Genomic DNA, 16,145 nt, shown 5'->3' on the forward strand with positions numbered 1-16,145 from the left:
GGGAGAACTATCCCCGCTTTATCTTCATTTTACAAGCGATATAAATAATAAAGAGATTTAGGAGATGATTCAACGATGTTTTTAGCATTATTTGGCGCAGTGGAGCAAGGAATCATCTATGCAATTATGGCACTTGGTGTATATTTAACATTTCGGGTGTTAGATTTTCCGGATTTAACGGTTGATGGAAGCTTTGTAACAGGGGCGGCAACTGCAGCAACAATGGTTTTGCTTGGCTACCACCCAATCTTAGCGACTTTAGTGGCAATTGTTGCTGGATTTATTGCTGGATGTATGACAGGAATTCTTCACACGAAAGGAAAGATTAATCCGCTTTTATCAGGAATTTTAATGATGATTGCTTTATATTCAATTAATCTACGTATCATGGGGTTAACTGCAGAAAATACGATAGGTCGCCCGAATATTCCACTACTAAACTCTGAAACAATCTTTTCAAAGTTTCAATCTTTTTGGAGTAATTTAGGGATCGATGATGCTATCAATAACCTATTAAAAAGCATAGGCTTTCAGCATGTACCAGGTACATGGAGTGTGCTGATTGTTGTATTAATCATCACGATTTTAATTAAGTTAATAGCAGACTGGTTCTTAAAGACAGAAGTTGGGCTAGCAATCCGAGCAACTGGTGATAATAAACGAATGATTCGCAGCTTCTCTGCAAATACAGATACACTTATCATTTTGGGGCTAGGTCTTTCCAATGCGCTTGTCGCATTTTCTGGAGCTTTAATCGCACAATATTCGAAGTTCTCTGATGTTAGTATGGGGATTGGTATGATTGTGATCGGTCTCGCATCCGTTATTATTGGTGAAGCTATTTTTGGGACTAAAACTATTATCCGTACAACGTTTGCCGTTATTGCAGGAGCCATCATTTATCGTATTATATTAGCTTTAGCATTACGTGTAGATTTCCTTGATTCAGGAGACATGAAATTAATTACAGCGATCATCGTTATTTTGGCGCTGATCTTACCGCAATTTATTAATAAGAGTAAAGAACGTAAACGTAAAGCTAAACGTGCTGCAGAACTTTCACAAGTAAAAAAAGTAGAGCAGGGAGGTAACGGCCTTGCTTAAATTACATGGTATTAATAAGGTATTTAATGAAGGAACACCTGATGAGAAGATTGCACTTGCGGAGATCAACCTACATTTAAAGCCCGGTGATTTTGTGACAATTATAGGTAGTAATGGTGCAGGTAAATCAACGATGATGAATATGATTTCAGGTGCTTTAACACCCGATTTCGGTACAGTATTGATTGATGGTAATGATGTGACAAGTTTGCCTGAATATAAACGCTCTCAATACATTGGGCGTGTCTTCCAGGACCCAATGGCAGGAACTGCACCTACGATGACAATTGAAGAAAATCTAGCATTAGCATACTCTCGAAATAAACATAGAGGGCTACGCAATGGTGTGGACAAAAAGCGTCGTGAATTTTTTAAAGAATCGCTAGCGATGCTTGGTTTGAATCTTGAGAATCGTCTTTCTGCTAAGGTAGGTTTACTTTCAGGTGGGGAACGTCAAGCTTTGTCGCTCTTAATGGCTACCTTCACAAAGCCATCTATTTTATTGCTAGATGAGCATACAGCTGCACTTGATCCATCACGTGCAGAATTAATTACCCGTATTACGAAATACTTAGTGGAAAAAGATAATTTAACCACATTAATGGTAACGCACAATATGCAGCAAGCATTAGACTTAGGGAATCGTCTTATTATGATGGATAAAGGCCAAATCATTTTAGAAGTTGGTGAAGATCGCAAACATGAATTAACAATTCCTGATTTAATGTCCGAGTTTGAACGTATTCGTGGGGAAAAAATGAATTCAGACCGTGCTCTATTAGGTTAATATCGAAACGCTCATACACTTGTATGGGCGTTTTTTTATAGTGTTAGAAAAGTATTTTTATGAATGGTGAAAATACTTGATTTCTTAAGTGGGATTCCGATCTATCTCATGGGAGTCAAGTAGCCCTCCAATCCAGCTCATCAATTTAGCAAAGGTCCTCACTACTCTTTATGGAGGGGCGTTGTCACACATCGTTTTTCCACATTGTTAGTATGATAGAAAATGAAAGGACACAGTTTCAAATGGGTTGATTGGAGAGGAGTCAGCTCTTAGGGGATTTAGCGGCTCATCAGATGCCACCTGGACGCTGGCGGAACAGATATCGATCCCTCGCCTTGCCAGAATGTCTCTTTCCGCAGACGATATTGTTTTTTCAACATCAACTAGTTTTAATAATTTTTATTTAGGGAAATAAAACGATTGATAAATTTTATCACATAAAAAAGCCTCACTTTCAGAGAAGTGAGGCTCTTGATTTTAAACGAGTAAGCCAAATAGTTGAATATCGTTGTTTACTTCTTTGTATTTGAAGCCGAATTCATCCATTCGGGCAAGTAGTCCTTCATATTCAGCACGATCACCTAACTCAATGCCGACTAGTGCAGGGCCACTTTCTTTATTATTTTTCTTGGTATATTCAAAGGTAGTAATGTCATCGTTTGGTCCAAGTACACTAGTGAGGAATTGACGTAATGCTCCGGCACGCTGAGGGAAGCTGACGATGAAGTAGTAAAGTAAGCCTTCGTGTATAAGTGACTTTTCTTTAATCTCCTGCATTCGTCCAATGTCATTATTCCCACCACTGATGATGACAACGACTGACTTACCTTTAATTTCTTCTTTATAAAAATCAAGAGCTGCCACTGATAATGCTCCTGCAGGCTCAGCGATAATCGCATGTTTATTATATAGATCTAGAATGGTCGTACATACCTTGCCTTCAGGTACAAGAACAATATCATCTAAATAGCGACGGCAAACATCATAAGTATGATGACCGACGCATTTTACTGCAGCACCATCAACGAATTTATCAATCCAATCAAGAGCAACTGCGCCACCTTCAGCAAAGGCAGCCTTCATACTACCAGCACCAGCAGGCTCCACACCAATAATTTTACTAGTAGGAGAGAGATTTTTAATGTAGGCAGACACGCCTGACATTAAGCCACCACCGCCAATACTTCCGAATACGTAGTCGATTGGCTCCTCCATATCATTCATAATTTCTACCGCTACCGTTCCTTGACCAGCAATGACATCAAAATCATCAAATGGATGAATGAAGATTTTACCATGCTCTTCACAATAGCTCAACGCGCTTTCAGCAGAATCATCGAATGTATCTCCTGCTAAAATAATTTCCACATATTCACGACCAAACATACGTACTTGGTCTATTTTTTGCTTCGGCGTTGTTTGTGGCATAAAAATGCTTGCTTGAATTTTTAATTGGGCACAGGCATAAGCTACACCTTGTGCATGATTGCCTGCACTTGCACAGACAACCCCAGCATTGCGCGCTTCATCCTCGATTTTTTTAATTTTATAATAGGCACCACGAAGCTTGAATGAGCGTACATGCTGTAAATCTTCGCGTTTAATATAAATATTAGCTCCGTATTTCTCGGATAAATAGTCGTTTTTTTGTAGTGGTGTGTGCACAACTACATCTTTTAAAAAATGATGTGCAATCAGGACATTCTCCACTTGCACGGTTCTAGTATCAGCAACTTCCATAGTATTCATCCTCCGTTATACGTTTAAAACATTTATCTATGATAGCACACTTTATTTGCTTTTTGTGATTAATTTTTAGTAAATTCTAAATTTTCCGTGTCTATTTTATGATGTAAGCGTTTTATCTTGATATAGCTAATTATTTTATAAAGAAGCAATGTCTCAGACCTAGAATTAGCTCAATTTAAGGGGAGAAAATCTGTTGTTTCAAATCTAAAAAATACGACTCTCATAACAAAAATGGTCAAGCATATACTAGATTAGCTGAGGACAAGTAGGAGGGTATGTAGTGGAAATCATTCAAGGGATTTTATCAACATATTGGAAGTTTTTTGATTTGGCGATGTGGCAAGAAGTACTAATGGACCCTGTCTCCTGGGGACTAATATCCTCATTAATTATTATAGAAGGTTTGCTGTCGGCAGATAATGCACTGGTATTAGCGGTACTAGTGAAACATTTACCAGATAAACAGCGAAAACGGGCATTAATGTATGGTATGCTAGGTGCCTATTTTTTTAGATTTTTATTTATTGGCATAGGTGTTTATCTAGTAGAATTTTGGTTTATTAAAGTATTAGGTGCTTTGTATTTAGGTTGGCTTTGTGTAGCTCATTTCCTTCACATAGGGAATGAGGATAGTGTAAAAGAGGTAAAGAGGTCAGGATGGATGGTGCGTCTTTTCGGCACGTTTTGGGCAACTGTCATTTCTGTTGAGCTAATGGATATTGCTTTTTCAATTGACTCAATCTTTGCTGCGTTTGCGATATCAGATCAGGTCTGGGTGCTTTTAATTGGTGGGATGTTAGGCATATTAATGATGAGGACGATTGCAGGTGTTTTTTTAATCATCATTGAAAAAATACCAGAGCTTGAAGCAACAGCCTTCATAATTATAGGTGTCATCGGCTTAAAAATGTTAGTAAGTGTTTTCAATATCCACATCCCTCATTATTTATTCTTTCTTTTCTTAGTGATTGCTTTTTTCATCACGATCATTGTGCATATGATGAAGAGGGTAAGAGCTGCCTAATTAAAAAGTACTGTTCTCCAAAATGAGAACAGTACTTTACTTATTTTACATATTTATCTGGGTCAACAATATAGAACTTTTCAACATTAAGCCAGCTCTCGCTCATTGGTTCGCCGTCATCAATACGTTTTTCAGTCTCCTGCATCATCCAACCAGTCTGAGACGCATGGGCTTGTAATGCTTTTAATTTGTCCATTCGCATTTCCCGAATATCATAGACCACATGTGGTTCACCATTTTTTTCAATCGTATCATTGGCGAAGGCACAACCGAATATTTGTGGACGAGCAGCCTTTGGCATACGACGTACAGCTTCAACTACAGCCCGTGCTGTTGCTTCATGGTCTGGGTGAACAGCAAAGCCAGGTAAAAATGTGAAAATTAAAGAAGGCATTAGTTCTTCGATTAGCCCTTCCATTAATTTTACCATTTTCTCATCATCTTCAAATTCTATTGTTTTATCACGTAGACCAAGCATGCGTAAATCTTGAATACCCATTGCCTCTGCCGCTGCAACCAATTCCTTACGACGGATTTCAGGTAAAGACTCGCGTGTAGCAAAGGGTGGATTACCTAAATTACGTCCCATTTCGCCTAATGTTAAACAGGCATATGTAACAGGTGTATTCATTTTCTTTGTATAGTAGGCGATGGTTCCCGCAACTGAGAAAGCCTCATCATCTGGGTGAGGGTACACAATTAAAATATGACGTTGTGGTTGTAAATTCAAATAGTCGTCCCCCTTAGTAAGTAAATGGCGTTTCACTAATTTCAAGCGCAATCGCCAATTTTCCAGAGTAGTCTAGTCCAGCCATTAATAAACGGCCTAAATCATCTAATTCAAAATGTGTAATGCCTTGAGCATAAACCCAGCCATGAGGTAATTTTAAACCCACACGATGAGGTGCATTATCTACAACCTTAGCAAGCTCATAGTTAATTTTAGCATTGCGAATAAAAGCACCTGCATTAAAAAACTGTTCATCATAGTGTGCTGCATAAGATCCGTTTGTCGTCTCAAGATGAATATAAACGTCTTTGTTGGCGAAAGAATTCAGCAATTTTTGCAACGTCTCTACTTGTACTTCTTGCATCTTAACACTCCTCTCGATCATTTCTCCTTTAAGTATAGTAAAAAAAATTCGCAAAGGGAAATTGATTGCTTTGATAAAAAAATTGATGATTTATATTTACAAACCTTAGCGCCATTTGGTCCAAATTTTTTGAAAGTGTTAGCATCCAGGGAAATAAATCATCATCTCTAAATCTATGACAAGTCCTTAAGCAATATTCTTGAAAAAATTATTGTAATGTATCAATATAGGGAGTGTGAAAATAAATATGTACAAACTGTGTCGTTTCGCATTGTATCCGTTTTCACATATAAAAAGATATTGCAACCATGACTTCTTCCTAATTCGTGTGTGTAAACAGCTCCACCTGTTGAAGTAGTATTATTTCGGAAATAATGAATTCTATCTTGGTACAATAGATGACGTTCCTTGAACAGGTGATGCAAGGTAGCTGTGAAAAAGGAAGAAAAATGAAGCTCATTATCATAGTATAATAAAAACCGCGACTCTCTTTATGACGGAGAGTCGCGGTTTTTTATTGAAAATTAATGTAGGCTATGTATTTGTTAGTATCGATTGAGCTTTCGTTCTATTGTATCTAAACGATTATTAACATTTTGTAATTGTTTAAACATTTGCTTCATATAAAGATTTTGATCTTGGGTTTCAGTAGTTTTGGCTTGTGCCAATTCTTCCTCCTCCTGCAGAGCCAATATTGTGGCAAGGGTGGATAATGAGTAACCAAGTGTTAATATGATGGAGGCAATTACTTCAACTTTTGAAGAGGTGATTTCTCCAGCTAGTAAACCTGATTCTTCCGTTAAGTCTTCTACCTTGTTTTTTTTCATTTTTTCCCCTCCCATACAGCTAATATATGGGGTATGAGGCATTAACGTATCTTGTCCAATTTTAATCTTTATCGGATAAATACTCATCATTAAATAATTGTTTAGTATTTGTAATTTTCTAATAATTACATTGATTTTTCCATTTAAATATAGCATTATAGTAGGAATAAACAAGATGTTTAGAGGGGGAACTGGAGTGAATAAGGACTTTAAATATTGTAAGGAATCAAGAGTGATGCGTACAAGTCGTGTATTTCCAAACGATGTGAATAATCATAATACATTATTTGGCGGACGGTTGATGAGCGATATTGATCAAGTTGCTTCCATTTCAGCTGCAAAGCATAGCAGAAGAGATTGTGTTACAGCCTCAACTGATTCAGTCGATTTCCTACATCCCATTCGCCCAACAGATTCGGTTTATTTCGAATCGTATGTAGCTTGGACGGGAAGATCTTCTATGGAGGTTTTTGTCAAAGTCATTTCTGAAAACTTGAAAACTGGGGAGAGAAAGGTGGCAGCGACTGCATTATTAACTTTCGTGGCATTGGATGAAAATAACAAACCAGCACTGGTCCCACGAGTAATTCCTGAAACAGTAGAAGAGACAAAATTGCATGAAACAGCTTCAGAACGAGCGAAGGCCCGTGCAGAACGTAAAAAGGAAAGTAAAGCGTTAGCGCAATTTATATCTATGAATGATCCATGGGATTATCGGCTAGAAATGATGGAGAATTATATGTAAAAAAGGGATGTCTCAAATGACTTTGAGACATCCCTTTCATCCTTATATTTCTGTTACTGTTACGTGTGGAGCACCAAAGCGAGATTTCGCACCATGCATGACAGGACCTACATATTCATTTAGCGCCCAGCCATGTGCAATAGCTGCGGATACAAACTCTTTTGCTTCAATAACAGAATCTTTAATAGTAAGACCATTCGCAAGGTTCGCTGTGACAGAGGCAGCAAAAGTACAGCCTGCACCGTGGTTATTTGTAGATGGAACTTTTTCAGATTCTAATAAGTAGAATGTTTCACCATCAAAGAATAAGTCTATTGCTTTTTCAGTAGCTAGAGCTTTTCCACCTTTAATGACAACAGCTTTAGCCCCTAGTTCATGGATTTTACGAGCGGCAATCTTCATGTCGTCAATGTTTTTGGGTGTACCTGTGCCAGCTAATTGTCCAGCTTCAAAAAGGTTTGGTGTTGTTACTGCTGCTAGTGGTAAAAGATGCTGAATCATGGCATCTGTGTTACCTGGATTCAGTACTTCATCGTCACCTTTACATACCATAACAGGATCGATGACAATATTTGAAGTCCCTGAATTTGCAATAGCCTTTCCAGCAATACGAATAATTTCTTCTGTGGAGAGCATCCCTGTCTTAATGGCATCAATTCCTGTGGAAAGAGCTGTGTCAATTTGTTTTTGTAGTAAATCGGTTGGCAAAGGTGTGACGTTATGTGTCCAGCCATTAGGGTCCATTGTTACGACAACTGTTAATGCCACCATCCCATATGTACCGTGCTCTTGGAATGTTTTAAGGTCAGCTTGCATTCCTGCACCGCCTGATGTATCTGAACCTGCAATTGTTAATGTTTTTTTTAGAGTCATGTAAAGGATCTCCTTTATCGTTAAGAGTTATAAAATTAACATCTAGTATAGTCCGATTCTGATTCTATAAAAATAGCCAGAATACTATATTTTTATATGGTCAGTTTCAACTGATGCTTGAATTCATCTTTCATTTTTTGTACCGTTGTAAGAAGAGAAAGGGGCTTAAAGAACGATGAAACAAGTATTCCCGAATGATTGGCAAGAAGTACTCAAAGAAGAATTAGAAAAACCATATTATCAAAAACTACGTCAATTTGTCGCAAATGAATATTCGACACAAACTATTTATCCACCAATGAATGATGTGATGAACGCATTTTATACAACAGCATATCATGATGTGAAGGTTGTTATTTTGGGACAAGACCCTTATCATGGGCCTAATCAAGCGCATGGGCTAAGCTTTTCTGTTAAACCAGGTATTCCACATCCTCCTAGCTTACGGAATATGTTTCAAGAGCTACAGGATGATTTAGGCTGTCCAATTCCTCAAAATGGAACGCTAACAAAGTGGGCTGAACAGGGTGTTATGCTATTAAATACGGTGCTTACAGTTCGAGCAGGACAAGCGAATTCCCATAAAGAACAAGGGTGGGAGCAATTTACCGATGCTGTTATCGATCTATTAGCTGCAAGGGAAGAACCACTAATTTTTGTATTGTGGGGCAAACCAGCGCAACGCAAAAAGCAATTAATCCGAAAATATAAAACACCACATGTCATACTCGAAGCGCCACACCCAAGTCCATTAAGTGCTTATCGAGGATTCTTTGGTAGTAAACCTTATTCAAAGATTAACCAACAATTAGTGGAGTGGGGCAAGCAGCCGATTGATTGGTGTTTAGAATAGATTGGCACAAATCGTTTGCTTTATACGCTTTAGCAATCATGTTACATTTAATATAGAAGAAAGTGAGGGACATTGATGAAGGTGAATTGTTTTAAGTGTCAATTTTTTAAAGTAACCTGGGACCCTCAAAACCCACGCGCATGTGCAGCTTATGGCTTTAAAACAAAGCAAATACCATCCGTTGTTGTGAAGCAATCCTCGGGTGTAGATTGTTTAAAATTCGTACCAAAAGTAGAAAGCGGGAGAATGTAATGATTTCTTATCAGGCCGTTATACAGCAACTTGAAAAACAATTATCTAACGCAACAAATGCGGGGAATGATCAGCAAATTCGTGAGGCACTTACAGCCATTCGAGCATTATGTGATGTGGTGTTAGATTCTTCAAGTGATGCACCATCTATCACTCCTCATAAGCATGTACCGCAAATGCTTGTGTCAGAGTCAAAACCATCCACTTTATATACAACAAAGATTGAAGAAGATGGAGCAAATGGTGATTCCATTTTTGATTTTTAATCCATTTTAAAGGTAGGGTAACGAAAATGAAAAGATTTATCGTGACAGGTGCTCTTCATGGCCTATTAGCAGTAGCATTCGGTGCATTTGGTGCACATGCTTTAAAGGAAATTTTAGATGAATATAGTCGAGGTATTTGGGAAACGGCTGTTCAATATCAAATGTTTCACGCTACAGGATTACTAATCATTGGTCTGTTAATGAGCTCTAAACTATTAGGTGAAGTGAAACAATTAAATTTAGCAGGTATTTTCTTTAACCTTGGTATTGTTTTCTTTTCTGGGAGCTTATATGTTCTGGCGATAAGTGGTATTAAAGTATTAGGAGCTATTACACCAATTGGTGGCGTACTATTTTTAGCGGGATGGCTACTTATTATTTTAACTGCTCTCAAGCATGCTCGCTAATTTTAAGCTGACTCTCTTACATTATTTGTAGGGGGGTTTTTCTTTGTTATGAGTCATCTTTCAAAGATAGGGATTTAAATCCTATCCATTTTGTAAGAATTTATAGTACACTACTAATATTACTTGCAATATTTCGAAAATACCAAAAGTGAGGTTACGTAGTATGGAAAAACTATTTACATTACTGGATGCTAACTATAATGAGATGGTAGGGATTCGTCGCCATTTACATGAATACCCTGAATTATCCTTTGAAGAAGTCGAAACGCCATCCTATATAGCTACTTTTCATAGAGAATTGGGTCATGTGGTTCGAGAAGGAGTGGGAGGACGTGGCGTCGTAGCGATATTACGTGGCAGAAAGCCTGGCAAAACGGTGGCATTACGAGCTGACTTTGATGCATTAGCGATACATGAAGAAAATGATGTACCTTACAAATCTAAAATAGCTGGAAAAATGCATGCATGTGGACATGATGGACATACAGCTACATTGCTTGGGCTAGCTAAGGCATTGAATGCGATGAGGGACCAAATTGAAGGCACTATCGTATTTATTCATCAGCATGCAGAGGAAGTGGCGCCAGGTGGAGCTAAGCCAATGATTGAGGATGGTTGTTTAGAAGGAGTAGATGTTATTTTTGGTACACATTTATGGGCACCTACACCATTAGGAGAAATATTAGTGAAAGATGGAGCCATCATGGCTGCCGCGGATAAAGTAGAAATAACGGTTCAAGGAAAGGGTGGTCATGGCGCAGAGCCTCATCATTCTATTGATGCAGTTACCCTAGCCTCCCAATTTGTCGTCAATGCTCAACAGCTTGTTTCAAGACGAATTGACCCATTGAAATCAGCTGTTTTAACAATCGGTCATTTTGAGGCAATTAATCCGTTTAACGTTATAGCTGATCGGGTAGTTTTAGCGGGGACAATTCGTACATTTGAAGAAGAAGTACGCATACAAATGGAGCAAGAGCTAGAAGCAGTATTAAATGCGACTTGTCTGGCATTTGGGGCAAGTTACGAATATCGCTACACAAGGGGTTATCCACCTGTTTATAACCATCAGAGAGAAACTGAGTTTTTGGCACAATTGGCGTCGACTGTACCAGGGGTAGATCAAGTAATAACATGTCCGCCATTTATGATTGGGGAAGATTTTGCGTATTATTTAGAAAAAGTACCAGGCACATTTTTCTTCACAGGAGCTAAAAAGCCAGAATGGGAAACGGCCTATCCGCATCATCATGCACGCTTTGATTTTGATGAACGTGCTATGCTAATTGCAGCAAAAACCTTAGGTAAAGCAACCTTAACGTATTTAAATGAAAATTGAACATAGCGAAGGATAAAAATCCGCATACGCCCATCGACTTTTGGTCAGTGAGTGTATTGCGGATTTTTACTTAGAGATAGAATTATGGATTTTGATTAAAGTAAGCCATTTCCTCATCATACTCTGCAAAATCGAAATAAATCATAGGGAAAAGAAAACGATGATTAGACTTAAGCTCACGAATAATGACATGATCTCGACCAGCTGCTTCTACCACACCTCGAACAGTTTTTGTGTTTTTTCCCTGCTCTACTGCGTGCTCAAAAGAAAAATGGAAGGTAGCTGGTTTTCCACGGTTCAAACGTAAAATATTTTCTATATAGGACTCCTCACGGCCGGGTGGTCGTCCGCTCGGAAGTGTGACTGGGGGAGGAGTCATTTGTTGTTGCGTTGTTGGTGTCCAATAATAAGGCATCATCAATTATCAACCTACTTTCTTTTTAAATTTGAGGACAATCTTGTTCAGTTGGCGAGAAAAAACAATGGGATTTGAACCTGCCAGTATTCCATTGGCCATACCATTGTGCAGGACAATCACCTGCTGGCATGAAAAACCACAAAGAGCGGGTAGCTGGATGAAATCTTTCACCCTGAATCACCCTTTTAGCTAGTCGAATATCTTGATCACGTGCTCGTTGATAAAAATAACCCTTTTGTGTTGCCTCAAAGCCTCCCGGACGCTGATAAACCATTTGTTCAATTGTTCGAATATCACCAAAATCTAAACAATCACCTCTTACACGATTAACGCCAACATTCCCAACCATCAGCATGCCTAACTCTCCTTCGCCTTCTGCTTCGGCACGCATTAGTCTTGCGAGTAGGGCTGTCTGTGCATCATTCGTCTTAATAACAGCGATTTTCATACCTCCTCGCAGACAGTATATGCATGAAGGTATAGTAGTCATGTTCAATTTTGTTAAGAAAGACAATCACATATTAAAGTTACTATGCATATAGTAGTAATAACGACAAGTACGTAGAAAATACTTCAAATCCTGCAAGTCCCGATAGTTTTTATAGCAAAAAGGGTAAATAGAAAAAAATAGATTTAGGGGAACGTGAGATCAATGAATTGCATGTGTATCTAATACATGTGAGGTGATGGCTTATGGAAATTGGCGTTTGGTTTGGGATCTTATTAAGTGCAGTGCTGGCATTTTTATTAGGGGAGTTTTATGGACAGCCGCTCCATTGGTATCTCTTTATTGTTATAATAGTGATTGGTTTTTTTATTCAAACGGTCATCTTAATTTTAAAAGTAAAGAACGAGAGCTCTTAATGAAGTATGTAGAAGAAACGTGTTAGGGGGGAAGAAAGTGTCATCGCTAAAAGATGGCACTTTTTTATATTGTGAGTATAAATTTGCTAGTATGGAAAGCAAAGCATTAGCAAAAATGACTTTACAATGCTTGTTTTAGCTGCTATTCAATAAGACATAATTATTCTTACCTAGTAAGTATATTAAAAATATAGCGTGACATACTAAAAATGACTTTATTTTTGCTTTTATGAAGGAGCGTTTCCATGCGTATTTTTAGTATGTTTGTAGCAATCATCATCAGCGCTTTTCTGGCAGTTGGAATAGCAGAATATTATCATCAACCATATAATTGGTATTTAGTTTTTCTTATGATTCTAACTGGGATTTTTATTCATATTATTATTTTAATATTCGAATCCGAGAATGCAGAAGAAAACGAAATTTAAAAATGCGAGTCCGTATTGATGGACTCGCATTTTTAATTAGATTTTAAACAGTTAAGAATTTAACCAATTTATCTTTATCCAGAAGGTTTCCGACGAAAAATTCCCCGAACTCGCCATAGCGTGCTGACACTTCGTCAAAGCGCATTTCATATACTAATTTTTTGAATTGCAGTACGTCATCAGCAAATAAAGTTACGCCCCATTCGTGATCATCGAAGCCTACAGAGCCAGTGATAATTTGTTTTACTTTACCAGCATAGCCGCGACCAATCATTCCATGTGAACGCATTAATGATTTACGCTCATCCATTGATAGCATGTACCAGTTGTCGTTTCCTTGACGGCGTTTATCCATTGGATAGAAGCATACATATTTAGCGCGCGGAAGTTCAGGATATAGACGCGCACGTACATGCGGATTTTGGTAAGGATCTTCATTTGACTCGCCAGCTAAATAGTTTGAAAGCTCTACAACAGATACATAAGAATATGTAGGAATTGTAAAATCTGCAATAGCTAATTTATTGAATTCTGCTTCAAGCTCCTGTAACTCATCCATTGTTTCACGCAGTGTCATAATCATAAAGTCAGCTTTTTGACCAACAATTGCATAGAAAGCATGAGCACCTGTTTTAGCTACGTCTGCTTCGTTCAGTTTTTCTAAATAAGCAATAAATTCCTCTACTGCTGCTTGACGTTCCTCAGCAGAAACAAGTTTCCAAGATGCCCAATCAATTGAGCGGAAATCATGTAAAGCGTACCAACCATCTAACGTAATTGCTGCTTCATTCATTATTGAAAACACTCCTTTATAAGTGAATACCATTCAAAAATAGTTTATCATAGTTTGTACAAAATCCCTAAGTTCATGATAGTAATTCACGAATTTGACACCATCTTAAGATCATGTATTCTAAAGAGAAGAGATGTAATAAGAGGAGTACCAATATGAAACATATTTTACAACAGCCAATTTGGCGTTATTATGATCAATCCATTAGTGCGAAGCAAAGATCACCGCTTGAATCTTTTGCGACGGACGATACATTGTGCCAATTAGTCGGCCAATTGATGTCCCCGCCAACAATTCGTACATGGGTTCATGAGGCATCTGTTGTGCTAGGTATTCAAGACCATCGTTTACCTTATGTTCAGCAAGGTATGGAATTACTAGAATCTAGAGGCTATCATCCTATTGTTCGTAATTCTGGTGGACTAGCGGTTGTGCTAGATGAAGGGATTCTTAATATTTCCATTGTATTGTCTGAACAAAAAGAGTCGCTCAGTATAAATGATGGCTATGATGTAATGGTGGACCTTGTGAAGGGGTTGTTCCCAGAAATAGCTGACAAAATTGAGGCTTATGAAATAGTGGGCTCTTATTGCCCAGGTTCGTATGATTTAAGTATTGATGGGAAAAAATTTGCAGGTATTTCACAAAGACGCTTACGTCAAGGGGTGGCAGTGCAAATTTATTTATGTATTGAGGGGAGTGGCTCGCAACGCGCGGCACTTATCCGTGACTTTTATGAAGCAAGCTTGCAACAAGAGGAAACAAAATTCGCTTACCCTCAAATCGTGCCTGAAGTCATGGCTTCGCTATCAGAGCTTATAGACCCTCATTTAACAGTAGAAGCAGTTGTTATTCGTCTACAGCAACTACTTAATCAGTGGGCCGAGGAAGTACGTCCACAGTCCTTTTATGACGAAGAATTAACGTTGTATGGTTTTTATTTACAGCGCGTTTTTGAGCGCAACACCAAAATGCTTGAACGTAAGTAAGTTGGTTGATTATATGAAACAGAAAAAGCGATGCGGCTAATTTAGCGCATCGCCATTTTCTGGTTGATAAATAGAACTGCTAGTGACAAGATTTCCGTTCTTCTCCATTTTAAAAACAGGTGCAATTCGTTCTTCCTCTTCATCAAGCGTAACAAGACGTCTAGCACGATTCATAATTTGAACAAATTGCTCGTAATCTTTGCGAATCGCTCGATTTTCCTCTTCTAGTTTTGTAATGGTTTTCTCTAGTTTTTTATTTTTCTCAGATGTTACATGTACAAGTTGTCGCCATTTTGAAGATTCATTTCCTACTTCACCAGAATGCTGTAAACGTAGTAAATAAGCTATGACAATATCAAGAGAAAGGGCAGATAGCGGAATTGATTTTCCTTCTGCAGCACTATTATTTACGGTAAACATACTAGAAGCACGGCGTCTTGCTGGCGCTCCTAACACTCGCATTCTCTCTTTTCTTTCCTTTTTAGCTTCTGCTAATTGTTCCTCGTATTCTTTACGAACAACGGCATTCCAACGAAAACCGCATGCTGCCGCAGTACGATTTAATGCATCGCCCGCTTCCTCAAAGGCATTAAGCTGTGTGCTTCCTTCTGTTACATGACGGATTACAGCCTCTGCTAGTAATTCATCGTTTTCTTTTAACCAAGCATCTTGTCTTACTTTACTCATATTAAAATCCTCCCACCTTTATCTGGAACTTGTTATTTAAGACTAGCATGACCAATCTTTTAACCTTTTATTCATCTATGTAGAAGGAATTATGCTTGAATAGAAGGGGAAAAGTACGATACAATACCCGATGTAGGTTTGTGCACATGCTGCATACTTAAATATGTGAAGGTCATGTGTGCAATAGAGCGAGATTATGTTTGAAAAATACTATATAGAAAGGGTTGTTGACAAAATGGCAAACGAATTTAAAGTTTGCGATGAATGTCAGGCCGTTAACTTAAAGACGTTAATTCCAAAATTAAAGGAAATCGATCCTGATGCAACCATCGAAATTGGCTGTCATTCTTACTGTGGTCCAGGACGCAAAAAGACTTTTACCTTTGTAAATAGCCGACCTGTTGCTGCATTAACAGAAGATGAACTAATGGAAAAGGTTTTAGCAAAATTAAAAAAGTAAAACTAAAAGCTATCTCTACTTGGGGGATAGTTTTTGTTTTGCTTTTTTATATGTTGAGAAATTAGACCAATATAAATATAAAAATAATGATTAAGGTAATTGAAATAGGTTGTTAATATCTATAGAAAAATGGCAATAAGTATGCTAGTCCAAGATTTATCGCATATAATAGAACTATAACAAAAT

The 16,145-nt window shown here is 38.0% G+C and carries 22 protein-coding genes; 13 read left to right on the forward strand and 9 right to left on the reverse strand.

Annotation, left to right across the window (positions count from 1 at the left end):
• Window positions 1-75 precede the first annotated feature (75 nt).
• Window positions 76-1,104: an ABC transporter permease gene (locus EW028_RS09870; RefSeq protein WP_009371612.1), complete on the forward strand. Its 1,029-nt coding sequence runs from the start codon at window positions 76-78 to the stop codon at window positions 1,102-1,104.
• Window positions 1,097-1,891 (forward strand): ABC transporter ATP-binding protein, encoded by a 795-nt coding sequence (locus EW028_RS09875; protein ID WP_054549124.1) that lies wholly within the window; start codon window positions 1,097-1,099, stop codon window positions 1,889-1,891. Before EW028_RS09870 ends, EW028_RS09875 begins: the two co-directional genes overlap by 8 nt.
• 477 nt (window positions 1,892-2,368) lie before the next feature.
• Here EW028_RS09875 and ilvA read toward each other — a convergent pair whose 3' ends face one another.
• The gene (gene ilvA / locus EW028_RS09880) at window positions 2,369-3,631 is read right to left on the reverse strand and encodes a threonine ammonia-lyase IlvA (RefSeq protein ID WP_131520758.1); all 1,263 of its coding nucleotides are present in this window, start codon (window positions 3,629-3,631) and stop codon (window positions 2,369-2,371) included.
• A gap of 289 nt (window positions 3,632-3,920) precedes the next feature.
• Between ilvA and EW028_RS09885 the strand changes: the two genes are divergently transcribed.
• Window positions 3,921-4,664, forward strand: coding sequence for a TerC family protein (locus EW028_RS09885; RefSeq protein ID WP_131520759.1), 744 nt, complete (start codon window positions 3,921-3,923; stop codon window positions 4,662-4,664).
• A gap of 40 nt (window positions 4,665-4,704) precedes the next feature.
• Here the strand turns inward: EW028_RS09885 and bshB2 are convergent, their stop codons facing one another.
• From bshB2 to EW028_RS09900, 3 genes are all read right to left on the reverse strand, one after another.
• Window positions 4,705-5,394, reverse strand: a complete 690-nt coding sequence (gene bshB2 / locus EW028_RS09890; protein ID WP_131520760.1) for a bacillithiol biosynthesis deacetylase BshB2 — start codon at window positions 5,392-5,394, stop codon at window positions 4,705-4,707.
• Window positions 5,395-5,407: 13 nt separating this feature from the next.
• Window positions 5,408-5,758 (reverse strand): YojF family protein, encoded by a 351-nt coding sequence (locus tag EW028_RS09895; RefSeq protein WP_004225428.1) that lies wholly within the window; start codon window positions 5,756-5,758, stop codon window positions 5,408-5,410.
• A gap of 545 nt (window positions 5,759-6,303) precedes the next feature.
• On the reverse strand, window positions 6,304-6,585 hold the full coding sequence (locus EW028_RS09900; RefSeq protein ID WP_048393429.1) for a hypothetical protein: 282 nt from the start codon (window positions 6,583-6,585) through the stop codon (window positions 6,304-6,306).
• 196 nt (window positions 6,586-6,781) lie between these two features.
• On the opposite strand from EW028_RS09900, the gene EW028_RS09905 reads away from it, so the two are divergent.
• Complete coding sequence (locus EW028_RS09905; RefSeq protein WP_131520761.1) at window positions 6,782-7,330, forward strand: acyl-CoA thioesterase; 549 nt, start codon at window positions 6,782-6,784, stop codon at window positions 7,328-7,330.
• 42 nt (window positions 7,331-7,372) lie between these two features.
• Here EW028_RS09905 and thiD read toward each other — a convergent pair whose 3' ends face one another.
• Entirely contained in the window at window positions 7,373-8,203 is an 831-nt protein-coding gene (thiD, locus tag EW028_RS09910; protein WP_131520762.1) for a bifunctional hydroxymethylpyrimidine kinase/phosphomethylpyrimidine kinase, read from the reverse strand.
• Between the two features lie 175 nt (window positions 8,204-8,378).
• On the opposite strand from thiD, the gene EW028_RS09915 reads away from it, so the two are divergent.
• The 5 genes from EW028_RS09915 (at window position 8,379) to EW028_RS09935 (ending at window position 11,320) form a co-directional block, all read left to right on the forward strand.
• Window positions 8,379-9,056: a uracil-DNA glycosylase gene (locus EW028_RS09915; RefSeq protein WP_131520763.1), complete on the forward strand. Its 678-nt coding sequence runs from the start codon at window positions 8,379-8,381 to the stop codon at window positions 9,054-9,056.
• A gap of 75 nt (window positions 9,057-9,131) precedes the next feature.
• Window positions 9,132-9,308, forward strand: coding sequence for a hypothetical protein (locus EW028_RS09920; RefSeq protein ID WP_048393435.1), 177 nt, complete (start codon window positions 9,132-9,134; stop codon window positions 9,306-9,308).
• Entirely contained in the window at window positions 9,308-9,574 is a 267-nt protein-coding gene (locus EW028_RS09925; RefSeq protein WP_131520764.1) for a YwdI family protein, read from the forward strand. The genes EW028_RS09920 and EW028_RS09925 overlap by 1 nt, the downstream gene beginning before the upstream one ends.
• Window positions 9,575-9,600: 26 nt before the next feature.
• On the forward strand, window positions 9,601-9,981 hold the full coding sequence (locus EW028_RS09930) for a DUF423 domain-containing protein (protein ID WP_048393440.1): 381 nt from the start codon (window positions 9,601-9,603) through the stop codon (window positions 9,979-9,981).
• Between the two features lie 163 nt (window positions 9,982-10,144).
• Window positions 10,145-11,320, forward strand: coding sequence for an amidohydrolase (locus EW028_RS09935; RefSeq protein WP_131520765.1), 1,176 nt, complete (start codon window positions 10,145-10,147; stop codon window positions 11,318-11,320).
• Between the two features lie 82 nt (window positions 11,321-11,402).
• Here EW028_RS09935 and gerQ read toward each other — a convergent pair whose 3' ends face one another.
• Both gerQ and EW028_RS09945 read right to left on the reverse strand, forming a co-directional pair.
• The gene (gene gerQ, locus EW028_RS09940; RefSeq protein WP_004227629.1) at window positions 11,403-11,738 is read right to left on the reverse strand and encodes a spore coat protein GerQ; all 336 of its coding nucleotides are present in this window, start codon (window positions 11,736-11,738) and stop codon (window positions 11,403-11,405) included.
• Between the two features lie 22 nt (window positions 11,739-11,760).
• The gene (locus tag EW028_RS09945; protein ID WP_004227631.1) at window positions 11,761-12,186 is read right to left on the reverse strand and encodes a cell wall hydrolase; all 426 of its coding nucleotides are present in this window, start codon (window positions 12,184-12,186) and stop codon (window positions 11,761-11,763) included.
• 245 nt (window positions 12,187-12,431) lie between these two features.
• Here EW028_RS09945 and EW028_RS25290 point away from each other — a divergent pair, with 245 nt between their 5' ends.
• Both EW028_RS25290 and EW028_RS09950 read left to right on the forward strand, forming a co-directional pair.
• Window positions 12,432-12,602 (forward strand): hypothetical protein, encoded by a 171-nt coding sequence (locus tag EW028_RS25290; RefSeq protein ID WP_004227634.1) that lies wholly within the window; start codon window positions 12,432-12,434, stop codon window positions 12,600-12,602.
• Window positions 12,603-12,847: 245 nt separating this feature from the next.
• On the forward strand, window positions 12,848-13,030 hold the full coding sequence (locus EW028_RS09950) for a hypothetical protein (protein ID WP_004227636.1): 183 nt from the start codon (window positions 12,848-12,850) through the stop codon (window positions 13,028-13,030).
• A gap of 43 nt (window positions 13,031-13,073) precedes the next feature.
• Here the strand turns inward: EW028_RS09950 and hemQ are convergent, their stop codons facing one another.
• Complete coding sequence (hemQ, locus tag EW028_RS09955) at window positions 13,074-13,823, reverse strand: hydrogen peroxide-dependent heme synthase (RefSeq protein WP_004227638.1); 750 nt, start codon at window positions 13,821-13,823, stop codon at window positions 13,074-13,076.
• A 155-nt stretch (window positions 13,824-13,978) separates the two neighbouring features.
• Between hemQ and lipL the strand changes: the two genes are divergently transcribed.
• Window positions 13,979-14,812: an octanoyl-[GcvH]:protein N-octanoyltransferase gene (gene lipL / locus EW028_RS09960; protein WP_131520766.1), complete on the forward strand. Its 834-nt coding sequence runs from the start codon at window positions 13,979-13,981 to the stop codon at window positions 14,810-14,812.
• Between the two features lie 36 nt (window positions 14,813-14,848).
• Here lipL and EW028_RS09965 read toward each other — a convergent pair whose 3' ends face one another.
• Entirely contained in the window at window positions 14,849-15,499 is a 651-nt protein-coding gene (locus EW028_RS09965; protein WP_004227650.1) for an RsfA family transcriptional regulator, read from the reverse strand.
• A gap of 235 nt (window positions 15,500-15,734) precedes the next feature.
• Between EW028_RS09965 and EW028_RS09970 the strand changes: the two genes are divergently transcribed.
• A complete protein-coding gene (locus EW028_RS09970) occupies window positions 15,735-15,959 on the forward strand; it encodes a YuzB family protein (protein WP_004227652.1) in 225 nt (74 codons plus the stop codon).
• Window positions 15,960-16,145: the final 186 nt, after the last annotated feature.

Origin of the sequence: Lysinibacillus sp. OL1, assembly GCF_004332175.1 — a bacterium.
Taxonomy (GTDB): Bacteria; Bacillota; Bacilli; order Bacillales_A; family Planococcaceae; genus Lysinibacillus; species Lysinibacillus capsici.